Here is an 11,452-nt window from a genome sequence, read left to right on the forward strand (position 1 = left end):
TTGGGAAAGGGATTGTCGCAGCGAGTCTGGGCCGTCTCTTGAAAAATCGTGGTCTCAAAGTAACCATTCAAAAATTTGACCCTTATATCAATATCGATCCGGGAACTATGAGTCCTTATCAGCACGGGGAAGTTTTTGTGACAGATGACGGAGCTGAGACTGATTTGGACTTGGGTCACTATGAACGCTTCATCGATATCAATCTGAACAAATATTCTAACGTGACAACTGGTAAAATTTACAGTGAAGTTCTTCGTAAAGAACGCCGTGGAGAATATCTTGGGGCAACTGTTCAGGTCATTCCTCATATCACAGATGCTTTGAAAGAAAAAATCAAGCGTGCCGCTCTAACGACAGACTCTGATGTCATTATCACAGAGGTCGGTGGAACCGTTGGAGATATCGAGTCCTTGCCATTCCTAGAGGCCCTTCGTCAGATGAAGGCAGATGTGGGGGCAGATAATGTCATGTATATCCATACAACCTTGCTTCCCTACCTCAAGGCTGCTGGTGAAATGAAAACCAAACCAACCCAACACTCTGTCAAAGAATTGCGTGGCTTGGGAATCCAACCAAATATGTTGGTTATTCGTACAGAAGAGCCAGCTGGTCAAGGAATTAAAAACAAACTGGCCCAGTTCTGTGATGTGGCACCAGAAGCCGTTATCGAATCGTTGGATGTTGAACACCTTTACCAAATTCCACTGAACTTGCAGGCGCAAGGTATGGACCAAATTGTCTGTGATCATTTGAAATTAGACGCACCAGTAGCGGATATGACAGAGTGGTCAGCTATGGTGGACAAGGTCATGAACCTCAAGAAACAAGTCAAGATTTCCCTTGTTGGTAAGTATGTTGAGTTGCAAGATGCCTACATTTCTGTGGTTGAAGCCTTGAAACACTCTGGTTATGCCAACGACGCAGAAGTGAAAATCAATTGGATCAATGCCAATGATGTGACAGCAGATAATGTGGCAGAGCTCTTGTCTGATGCGGACGGAATCATCGTGCCAGGTGGTTTCGGTCAACGTGGTACTGAAGGGAAAATCCAAGCTATCCGCTATGCGCGTGAAAATGATGTTCCAATGTTAGGTGTCTGCTTGGGAATGCAGTTAACTTGTATCGAATTTGCTCGTCACGTTTTGGGTCTTGAAGGTGCCAATTCTGCAGAGCTTGCACCAGAAACAAAGTACCCTATCATTGATATCATGCGTGATCAGATTGATGTTGAGGATATGGGGGGAACACTTCGCTTGGGACTTTATCCATCTAAGTTGAAACGTGGCTCTAAGGCAGCGGCTGCTTATCACAATCAAGAAGTGGTGCAACGTCGTCACCGTCACCGTTATGAATTTAACAACGCCTTCCGTGAGCAGTTTGAGGCAGCAGGCTTTGTCTTCTCAGGTGTTTCTCCAGACAATCGTTTGGTCGAAATCGTGGAAATTCCTGAAAATAAATTCTTTGTAGCGTGTCAGTATCACCCTGAACTTTCAAGTCGTCCAAATCGTCCAGAAGAACTCTACACTGCCTTTGTCACTGCAGCGGTTGAGAATAGTAATTAGCCAAATTAGAACCTTTGAGAAGAATCTCAGAGGTTTTTTGATTGCATATTTAGGATATGAGTTGCAAAATAAAAACATAGTGATATAATTAACATAATAAAAACTAAGGGGGATTTACAATGAAAAAAATCACATTATTTGGTTTGTCTCTAGCTGGTCTAGCTTTACTGGCTTTTCCACATTCAGGGCAGGCATTTGAGCTTAAAGAAGAATGGGTTGTTAAGTGTGGAGTACAGTTTAACAATGGTCATGAAGTGGATATCAAAGTCTTGGATTTGCCAAAAACCGAGAAAATCGAGTGGACGGTTAGTCTCGATGGTCAAGATCAAACTGTCAATTTCCTAGGTCAAGAAAAGGACAAGTCTATGATGGGCGTAGAGGGGCGTTACCTGAATTTCTATGTTCCATATGGCTATAGAGGAGATATCAAGGTCGAGGCCAAGAGCGGAAACGAAGTGAAGACCTGGTCAACGAAAGTTGTGGATGATATTCATAATGATAGTGGAAAGAGAGGTTACTATCGTATTGAAGAATCAAATAATCAATACACATACCTAGATGCTAAATGGGATTATCAAACCAAGACTTACACTGCTACCTTACCAGAGACTGTCAATGGTCAAAAAGTCTTTGCTTGGGCAGATTATGATAATGGTGAATTGAAGCTTGAAAAACTAAAAACTATCAGTCATAAATATGATGATGGAGGATCTTTCAAAGAACTTTATCCGATTGTAAAAGCAGAAAGCTGGCTAAAATCAAACCAAAACTGGTACTACCAACAACAAGGTCAATTAGTGCAGAAGGATTGGGTTTATGACAAGGGAACTTGGTACTTTATGAATGATAAAGGAGTCATGTTCAATCAAACTTGGCTTTATCAAGGTAACAACTGGTATGCCTTTAAATCATCAGGAGCCATGATTGCGAGTGACTGGCTTTACGATCAAGGCAAGTGGTACTATTTATCAACTTCAGGAGCCATGAAAGCAAGCGCTTGGGTTTATGACAAGGGAGAATGGTATTATGTAAGTTCTTCTGGTGCCATGCTAGCGAATGATTGGGTCAAAGATAATGGCAAGTGGTATTATCTGGCTTCATCAGGTAAGATGCTTCGCAATACCTACACCCCTGATGGTTACTACGTTGGCAACTCAGGTGCCTGGCAATAAGAATAATACTCTTCGAAAATCTCTTCAAACCACGTCAGCTTTATCCACAACCTCAAAACGCTGCTTTGAGCAATCTGCGGCTAGCTTCCTAGTTTGCTCTTTGATTTTCATTGAGTATAAGAAGTCCTTTTCCTTAAAGGAAGGGGCTTTTTACTTGCTTTTTTTCTGTTTCCTCATTTGTCCTAAAGCCTTTTTTGTGTTAAAATGAATGGTATGAAAGCTAAAAAAATGTGGATGGCAGGCTTGGCTCTGCTAGGTATTGGAAGCCTTGCCCTTGCTACGAAAAAAGTTGCAGATGACCGTAAGCTCAGGAAGACTCAGGAAGAGTTGACAGCGATTGTGCGAGACCATTTTTCAGACATGGGGGAAATTGCGACCCTCTATGTTCAAGTCTATGAAAGCAGTCTAGAGAGCTTGGTTGGTGGCGTCATTTTTGAGGATGGCCGTCATTATACCTTTGTCTATGAACATGAAGACCTAGTCTATGAGGAGGAAGTCTTATGATACAACCAGCAAGTTTAGAAGAATTAGCATCTTTAGTAGAAAAAGATGGCAAGAAGGTTTTTCTTTTTGTGGCGGACTGGTGTGGCGATTGCCGTTATATCTATCCTGCCTTGCCAGAAATTGAGGAGACCAATCCAGAGTTCACCTTTATTCGGGTGGACCGAGACCAGTACATGGATTTAGCCAAACTCTGGGATGTTTACGGAATTCCTAGCCTTGTAGTTCTAGAAAAAGACAAGGAAATCGGTCGTTTTGTTAATCGCGACCGTAAAAGCAAGCAACAAATTAACGACTTTTTAGCAGGACTGAAATAGGAGAAAAAGGAAACAATGATTTTTACATATAACAAAGAACATGTCGGTGATGTCCTTATGGTCATCGTGAAAAATAGCGGAGATGCCAAACTGGATGTGGAGCGCAAAGGCAAGGTAGTCCGTGTTTTTCTAAAAGATAATGAGGAAACAGTGGCGTGGAATATTTTCGAAGTTTCAAGTTTGTTTGAAATTGAAGAGCGCGGTCAAGTCTTTTTGTCTGATGAACAAGTAGCTCGTTTGAACCAAGAATTGCAGGCGGAAGGTTTTACAGAAGAAATTGTCAATGACAAGGAACCTAAGTTTGTTGTTGGTGAAATTGTCGAGATGGTAGCCCATCCTGATAGTGACCACCTTAACATCTGCCAAGTTGCAGTCGCGAGTGACAAGACAGTGCAAATCGTTGCAGGGGCTCCCAATGCGCGTGTCGGGTTGAAAACCATTGTAGCTCTTCCAGGAGCAATGATGCCCAAAGGGAATCTCATTTTCCCAGGTGAGCTTCGTGGTGAAAAGAGTTTTGGCATGATGTGTAGTCCTCGTGAACTTGCCTTGCCAAATGCTCCGCAAAAGCGTGGTATTATTGAATTATCAGAAGACCAAGTTGTTGGAACTCCATTTGATCCAGCTAAGCACTGGACTGCCTAAGAAGTTGTTAGTATCTGATAGACCAGCTAGAAGGAAATAAGATGGCAAAAAATGTTGTGATTACAGGAGCGACATCAGGTATTGGTGAAGCAATTGCGCGTGCTTATCTGGAGCAGGGTGAGAATGTCGTTCTAACAGGACGACGGACAGATAGACTAGAAGCTCTTAAGTCGGAGTTTGCAGAAGTCTTTCCAAATCAAACAGTTTGGACCTTTCCACTAGATGTCACGGATATGACTATGGTGAAGACTGTCTGCTCCGATATTTTAGAAACGATAGGTCAGATTGATATTCTGGTCAACAACGCCGGTCTGGCTCTAGGTTTAGCACCTTATCAGGACTATGAAGAGTTGGATATGTTGACCATGCTGGATACCAATGTCAAAGGTTTGATGGCAGTCACTCGCTCTTTCTTGCCAGTAATGGTAAAAGCCAATCAAGGACATATCATCAACATGGGGTCAACCGCAGGAATCTACGCCTATGCGGGTGCCGCTGTTTACTCAGCTACCAAGGCTGCGGTTAAGACCTTTTCAGATGGTCTGCGAATTGATATCATTGCAACGGATATCAAGGTGACAACCATTCAACCGGGGATTGTCGAAACAGATTTTTCGACGGTACGTTTTCACGGTGATAAAGAACGAGCTGCGTTCGTTTACCAAGGAATCGAAGCCTTGCAAGCTCAGGATATTGCAGATACAGTAGTCTATGTGACCAGTCAACCTCGTCGTGTGCAGATTACAGATATGACCATTATGGCAAATCAACAGGCGACAGGATTTATGGTTCATAAAAAGTAAAAAATTTCCTCGAAAAGTTACAAATTTCTGTAACTTTTTTGATTTCCTACGAATAGATAAGTAGGAGGAAGAAAATATGTATAATAAAGTTATCATGATTGGACGTTTAACGTCTACACCAGAATTGCATAAAACCAACAATGACAAGTCAGTAGCGCGAGCAACTATCGCTGTAAATCGTCGTTACAAAGACCAAAACGGGGAACGCGAAGCTGATTTTGTCAATATGGTCCTATGGGGCAGACTAGCAGAAACTTTGGCAAGCTACGCAACCAAAGGTAGTCTCATTTCCGTTGATGGGGAATTGCGTACCCGTCGTTTTGAGAAAAATGGCCAGATGAACTACGTGACCGAAGTACTTGTTACTGGATTCCAACTCTTGGAAAGTCGTGCTCAACGTGCCATGCGTGAAAATAATGCAGGACAAGATTTGGCGGATTTGGTTTTGGAAGAGGAAGAATTGCCATTTTAAGCATTAAAAAGTCTGAGTTGGTCTCAGGCTTTTTATCTTGAGAAAGTCAGACTTTTTTCTTGACTATTTCTGACCAAGTGATACAATAGAACTATGAATTAGCACTCAGATATAAAGAGTGCTAATAATATGTAGTTCATCATGGAGGAAAACAGATGTTGAAACCATTAGGAGACCGTGTGGTCTTGAAAATCGAAGAAAAAGAACAAACTGTTGGAGGTTTTGTCCTCGCAGGTTCAGCCCAAGAAAAAACCAAAACAGCCCAAGTTGTGGCTACTGGGCAAGGTGTTCGTACCTTGAACGGTGACTTGGTTGCTCCAAGTGTTAAAGCTGGAGACCGTGTCTTGGTTGAAGCTCACGCAGGTCTTGATGTCAAAGATGGCGATGAAAAGTACATCATCGTAGGCGAAGCTAACATCTTGGCTATCATTGAAAAATAGAAGGAGAAAGTAAGTATGTCAAAAGAAATTAAATTTTCATCTGATGCTCGTTCAGCCATGGTTCGTGGTGTCGATATCCTTGCAGACACTGTTAAAGTAACCTTGGGACCAAAAGGTCGTAACGTTGTGTTGGAAAAATCATTTGGCTCACCCTTGATTACCAATGACGGTGTGACCATTGCCAAAGAAATTGAATTGGAAGACCATTTTGAAAATATGGGTGCCAAATTGGTATCAGAAGTAGCTTCAAAAACCAACGATATCGCAGGTGACGGAACGACAACTGCAACAGTCTTGACTCAAGCAATCGTCCGTGAAGGAATCAAAAACGTCACAGCAGGTGCAAATCCAATCGGTATTCGTCGTGGGATTGAAGCAGCAGTTGCCGCAGCAGTTGAAGCTTTGAAAAACAACGCCATCCCTGTTGCCAACAAAGAAGCAATCGCTCAGGTTGCAGCCGTATCTTCTCGTTCTGAAAAAGTTGGTGAGTACATCTCTGAAGCCATGGAAAAAGTTGGCAAAGATGGAGTCATCACTATCGAAGAGTCACGTGGTATGGAAACAGAGCTTGAAGTTGTAGAAGGTATGCAGTTTGACCGTGGTTACCTTTCACAGTACATGGTAACAGATAGCGAAAAAATGGTAGCTGATCTTGAAAATCCATACATTTTGATTACTGATAAGAAGATTTCAAATATCCAAGAAATCTTGCCACTCCTAGAAAGTATTCTCCAAAGCAATCGTCCACTCTTGATTATTGCGGATGATGTAGATGGTGAAGCTCTTCCAACTCTTGTTTTGAACAAGATTCGTGGAACCTTCAACGTGGTAGCCGTTAAGGCACCTGGTTTTGGTGACCGTCGCAAAGCCATGCTTGAAGATATCGCCATTTTGACAGGCGGAACAGTTATCACAGAAGACCTTGGTCTTGAGTTGAAAGATGCGACAATTGAAGCTCTTGGTCAAGCAGCTAGAGTAACTGTGGACAAAGATAGCACTGTTATCGTAGAAGGTGCTGGAAATCCTGAAGCGATTTCTCACCGTGTTGCGGTTATCAAGTCTCAAATCGAAACCACAACTTCTGAATTTGACCGTGAAAAATTGCAAGAACGCTTGGCAAAATTGTCAGGTGGTGTAGCGGTTATTAAGGTCGGAGCTGCAACTGAAACTGAGTTGAAAGAAATGAAACTCCGCATTGAAGATGCCCTCAACGCTACTCGTGCAGCTGTTGAAGAAGGTATCGTTGCAGGTGGTGGAACAGCCCTTGTCAATGTTATTCCAGCCGTGGCTGATTTGGAGTTGGCAGGAGATGAAGCGACAGGCCGTAATATTGTTCTCCGTGCTTTGGAAGAACCTGTTCGTCAGATTGCGCACAATGCAGGATTTGAAGGATCTATCGTTATCGATCGTTTGAAAAATGCTGAAGTTGGCACAGGCTTCAACGCAGCAACTGGCGAGTGGGTCAACATGATTGAAGAAGGAATCATCGACCCAGTTAAGGTTAGCCGTTCTGCCCTTCAAAATGCAGCATCTGTAGCCAGCTTGATTTTGACTACGGAAGCAGTCGTAGCCAATAAACCAGAACCAGCAGCCCCAGCTCCAGCAATGGATCCAAGTATGATGGGTGGCATGATGTAAGCTTTCTATAGGAAACAACTTATAAAAAATACAAAATGAGGGAATGCCTATTCCTCCTTTTTATGATATTCACTTCTAAATTGATTTGAGCTCTCCTAACTTATATGATAAAATAAGACTAGAAAAAGGAGAAGAACATGATCGATGTAGAAGAAATTCTGAGCAAGATGAACCCCAATCAGAAGATTAATTATGACCGTGTCATGCAGAAGATGGTACAAGTATGGGAGAAAAATGAGCAACGGCCAACCATTCTCATGCATGTTTGCTGTGCCCCTTGCAGTACCTATACCCTAGAATATTTGACCAAGTATGCAGATGTGACCATCTATTTTGCCAATTCTAATATCCATCCCAAGGCAGAATACCATAAGCGTGCCTATGTGACTAAAAAGTTTGTCAGTGATTTCAATGAGCGGACAGGAAATACGGTCCAGTATCTAGAAGCTCCCTACGAACCAAATGAATATCGTAAGTTAGTCAGAGGAATGGAAGAAGAACCAGAAGGAGGCGACCGTTGCAAGGTTTGCTTTGACTACCGACTGGATAAGACAGCGCAAGTGGCTATGGACTTGGGCTTTGACTACTTTGGCTCAGCCTTGACCATCAGTCCTCATAAAAATTCTCAAACCATTAACAGCATCGGAATCGATGTGCAAAAAATTTATACAACCCACTATCTTCCAAGTGATTTCAAGAAAAATCAAGGCTACAAACGTTCAGTAGAGATGTGTGAAGAGTATGACATCTACCGTCAATGTTATTGTGGATGTGTCTATGCAGCACAAGCCCAGAATATTGACCTGGTTCAAGTTAAGAAGGATGCCATAGCGTTCTTGCTGGATAAGGATGTTGAAAAAGACTATTCCCACATCAAATTTACTGTTACGAAATTAGATATATAGAGACCAACCCAGCTGAAAAGCTGGGTTTCTCAAATAAAAAAACTAGGGCTTTCACCCTAGTTTGACAACTTTACCGATTCTTTAGTTCTACATAGCGCTTGTACCAAATGTTTACATAGGCTTCTGAGAAAGGACCTCGTCCATTGTTAATCCAATCAACAAGAATTTTGACATGTTCTTTTAAAATATAGTCCAAGTCATCAGAATAATTCATTTTGCGTTTGTGACGCTCGTACTCCTCAACATCCAAGAGACGTTTTTCCCCATCTGTAAAAATTTTAACATCCAAATCGTAATCAATATACTTCAGTGCTTCTTCATCCAGATAGTAGGGGCTAGCCATATTGCAATAGTAGGAAATTCCATTATCGCGAATCATGGCAATGATATTAAACCAATATTTCTTGTGAAAGTAAACAATAGCCGGTTCTCGAGTAACCCAACGACGACCATCACTTTCGGTAACCAGTGTATGATCGTTGACACCAATAATGGCGTTTTCTGTTGTTTTTAGTACCATGGTGTCCCGCCAAGTTCGGTGGAGACTCCCATCATGCTTATAACTTTGAATTGTAATAAAGTCGCCTTCTTTTGGAAGCTTCATAACTAACCAACTTTCTACAATTTATAAGTTTATCGTTTACTATTGTACCATAAAATTACCTAAAATCTGTGAATTTTACATGAAAATATTAAAGATATTCTCTGAGAGCGCTTGCTATATCCGAAAAATCGTAGCCTTTTCGTGCTAAAACTTGAGTTAAACGTTGTTTAAGTTCGTATCCTTCATATTTTCGGGTATACTTAGCATATTGCTTATCGAGTTCCTTGAAGATGAGTTCCTGAGTCGTTTCTTGGTCAACTTGACTATCCAACTGGTCAAAGGAACTTTTAGCATCAGAGTAAGAGAATCCCTTGTTGGTCAAGTTCTGGATAATCTTATCTTGCAAGGCACGAGCTGGAAGTTTTCCTTCATATTTTTTCAATAGTTTATTAGCTACACGTTGAGCAACTTCCGAAAAATCAAATTCTTTCAAGGTCTCCTCTATAGTAGATTTTGAAATCCCCTTTTGTACTAGTTTCTGAGTCAGTACATAAGGTCCCTTGTCTCCTGAAAGTTGATTAGCATTGATGATAGCATAAGCGTAATGGCCATCATTAATCCAATTATCTTCTTTAAGATTAGCAATGACTTGGGAAGCTATGTCTTCATCAATATCGTATTTTTTCAGATATTCTCTGACTTCTTTTTCAGTGCGAGCTTTAAAGGATAGGTGGTAGAGGGCTAGATTCTTACCATAAGAAAATTGAGCAAAGTCCTGAATCTCCTTCAATTCCTCTTCGCTTATCATCTTATCTCTAGATAACATAAAACGAACAATTGTATCTTCAGTAATGTAGCATTTGTCGCCATTATCAAGCTCCATCATATAGAGTCTTTTTTTCTTTTCAAGTTTTGTGATTTTCATAGTTCTATTATAACTCAAAATGTGATAAGATAGGGATATGAATCTGAAAGTGAAACAAAAAATACCATTAAAAATCAAGCGCATGGGAATTAATGGTGAGGGAATCGGCTTTTATCAAAAAACACTAGTCTTTGTGCCTGGTGCTCTCAAAGGAGAAGATATCTATTGTCAGATTACTTCTATTAAACGTAACTTTGTTGAGGCAAAATTACTGAAGGTCAACAAGAAGTCTAAATTTCGAGTTGTGCCAGCTTGTACTATTTACAATGAGTGCGGAGGCTGCCAAATCATGCATCTGCATTATGATAAGCAGCTGGAGTTCAAGACGGACTTACTTCACCAAGCGCTAAAAAAATTTGCCCCTGCAGGATATGAAAACTATGAAATCCGCCCGACGATTGGAATGCAGGAACCCAAGTACTATCGTGCTAAGTTACAATTTCAGACTCGAAAATTTAAAAATCAGGTCAAGGCAGGTCTGTATGCACAAAACTCTCATTATTTGGTAGAGTTGAAAGACTGCCTAGTACAAGATAAGGAAACTCAAGTGATTGCTAATCGTCTAGCAGAATTACTTACTTATCACCAGATTCCAATCACGGATGAGAGAAAAGTTCTAGGTGTTAGAACGATAATGGTCCGACGAGCAAGAAAGACTGGACAGGTTCAGGTTATTATTGTTACAAACCGCCAGCTTAATTTAACCCAACTAGTAAAAGACTTAGTTAAAGATTTTCCAGAAGTTGTGACAGTGGCTGTGAATACAAATACAGCTAAAACCAGTGAAATTTATGGTGAAAAGACAGAGATTATCTGGGGACAAGAGAGTATTCAAGAAGGTGTACTTGATTATGAATTTTCACTATCTCCTCGAGCTTTCTATCAACTGAATCCTGAACAAACAGAAGTCCTTTATAGCGAGGCAGTAAAAGCGCTGGATGTTAGTAAAGAAGACCATTTGATTGACGCATATTGTGGAGTTGGAACAATTGGTTTTGCCTTTGCAAAGAAAGTAAAAACACTCAGAGGTATGGATATTATTCCAGAAGCTATTGAAGATGCCAAGCGAAATGCTAAAAGAATGGGATTTGACAATACTCATTATGAAGCTGGAACGGCAGAAGAGATTATTCCTCTCTGGTATAAGGAAGGCTACCGAGCAGATGCTCTGATTGTGGATCCACCACGTACAGGTCTGGATGATAAGTTATTAGATACTATTCTTACTTATGTACCAGAAAAAATGGTCTATATTTCTTGCAATGTTTCGACCTTGGCTCGTGATTTAGTACGTTTAGTAGAAGTCTATGATCTCCATTATATCCAGTCGGTCGATATGTTCCCGCATACAGCTCGAACGGAAGCTGTTGTAAAATTAATAAAAAAAGTTTAAAAAAAGTGTTGACAAAGTTTGAAAAGCCAGTATAATAGTAAGAGTTGAAAATAACAGCTCCGGTCCGTTGGTCAAGGGGTTAAGACACCGCCTTTTCACGGCGGTAACACGGGTTCGAATCCCGTACGGACTATGGTA

At 41.1% G+C, this 11,452-nt stretch carries 13 protein-coding genes and 1 tRNA gene; 12 read left to right on the plus strand and 2 right to left on the minus strand.

All coding sequences use genetic code 11. The features are described from left to right. The 10 genes from N8O80_RS09345 to N8O80_RS09390 form a co-directional block, all read left to right on the plus strand. On the plus strand, nt 1–1,562 hold a 1,562-nt coding region (locus N8O80_RS09345), incomplete at its 5' end, for a CTP synthase (protein ID WP_261028085.1). 119 nt (nt 1,563–1,681) lie between these two features. Then, the gene (locus N8O80_RS09350) at nt 1,682–2,734 is read left to right on the plus strand and encodes an N-acetylmuramoyl-L-alanine amidase family protein (protein WP_261028086.1); all 1,053 of its coding nucleotides are present in this window, start codon (nt 1,682–1,684) and stop codon (nt 2,732–2,734) included. Nucleotides 2,735–2,938: 204 nt separating this feature from the next. After that, nucleotides 2,939–3,238: a DUF4651 domain-containing protein gene (locus tag N8O80_RS09355; protein WP_001013977.1), complete on the plus strand. Its 300-nt coding sequence runs from the start codon at nt 2,939–2,941 to the stop codon at nt 3,236–3,238. After that, nucleotides 3,235–3,552: a thioredoxin family protein gene (locus N8O80_RS09360; RefSeq protein WP_000615777.1), complete on the plus strand. Its 318-nt coding sequence runs from the start codon at nt 3,235–3,237 to the stop codon at nt 3,550–3,552. The genes N8O80_RS09355 and N8O80_RS09360 overlap by 4 nt, the downstream gene beginning before the upstream one ends. 15 nt (nt 3,553–3,567) lie before the next feature. Further along, the gene (gene ytpR, locus N8O80_RS09365) at nt 3,568–4,194 is read left to right on the plus strand and encodes a YtpR family tRNA-binding protein (protein WP_261028087.1); all 627 of its coding nucleotides are present in this window, start codon (nt 3,568–3,570) and stop codon (nt 4,192–4,194) included. 41 nt (nt 4,195–4,235) lie between these two features. Next, on the plus strand, nt 4,236–4,997 hold the full coding sequence (locus tag N8O80_RS09370) for an SDR family NAD(P)-dependent oxidoreductase (protein WP_261028090.1): 762 nt from the start codon (nt 4,236–4,238) through the stop codon (nt 4,995–4,997). Nucleotides 4,998–5,073: 76 nt separating this feature from the next. After that, nucleotides 5,074–5,469, plus strand: coding sequence for a single-stranded DNA-binding protein (locus N8O80_RS09375; RefSeq protein ID WP_000282467.1), 396 nt, complete (start codon nt 5,074–5,076; stop codon nt 5,467–5,469). A 155-nt stretch (nt 5,470–5,624) separates the two neighbouring features. Further along, entirely contained in the window at nt 5,625–5,909 is a 285-nt protein-coding gene (gene groES, locus N8O80_RS09380) for a co-chaperone GroES (RefSeq protein WP_033687654.1), read from the plus strand. A gap of 15 nt (nt 5,910–5,924) precedes the next feature. Further along, nucleotides 5,925–7,547, plus strand: coding sequence for a chaperonin GroEL (groL, locus tag N8O80_RS09385; RefSeq protein WP_084947434.1), 1,623 nt, complete (start codon nt 5,925–5,927; stop codon nt 7,545–7,547). 137 nt (nt 7,548–7,684) lie between these two features. Then, entirely contained in the window at nt 7,685–8,452 is a 768-nt protein-coding gene (locus N8O80_RS09390) for an epoxyqueuosine reductase QueH (RefSeq protein ID WP_049515921.1), read from the plus strand. A gap of 70 nt (nt 8,453–8,522) precedes the next feature. Here N8O80_RS09390 and ntdP read toward each other — a convergent pair whose 3' ends face one another. Beyond that, on the minus strand, nt 8,523–9,056 hold the full coding sequence (ntdP, locus tag N8O80_RS09395) for a nucleoside tri-diphosphate phosphatase (RefSeq protein ID WP_000775316.1): 534 nt from the start codon (nt 9,054–9,056) through the stop codon (nt 8,523–8,525). An 88-nt stretch (nt 9,057–9,144) separates the two neighbouring features. Further along, complete coding sequence (gene recX, locus N8O80_RS09400) at nt 9,145–9,921, minus strand: recombination regulator RecX (protein ID WP_125447845.1); 777 nt, start codon at nt 9,919–9,921, stop codon at nt 9,145–9,147. A gap of 37 nt (nt 9,922–9,958) precedes the next feature. On the opposite strand from recX, the gene rlmD reads away from it, so the two are divergent. Then, a complete protein-coding gene (gene rlmD / locus N8O80_RS09405) occupies nt 9,959–11,314 on the plus strand; it encodes a 23S rRNA (uracil(1939)-C(5))-methyltransferase RlmD (RefSeq protein ID WP_261028103.1) in 1,356 nt (451 codons plus the stop codon). 61 nt (nt 11,315–11,375) lie between these two features. After that, a tRNA-Glu gene (locus N8O80_RS09410) sits at nt 11,376–11,447 on the plus strand. Nucleotides 11,448–11,452 lie beyond the last annotated feature (5 nt).

Source organism: Streptococcus mitis, assembly GCF_946190155.1.
Lineage (GTDB): Bacteria > Bacillota > Bacilli > Lactobacillales > Streptococcaceae > Streptococcus > Streptococcus mitis_CL.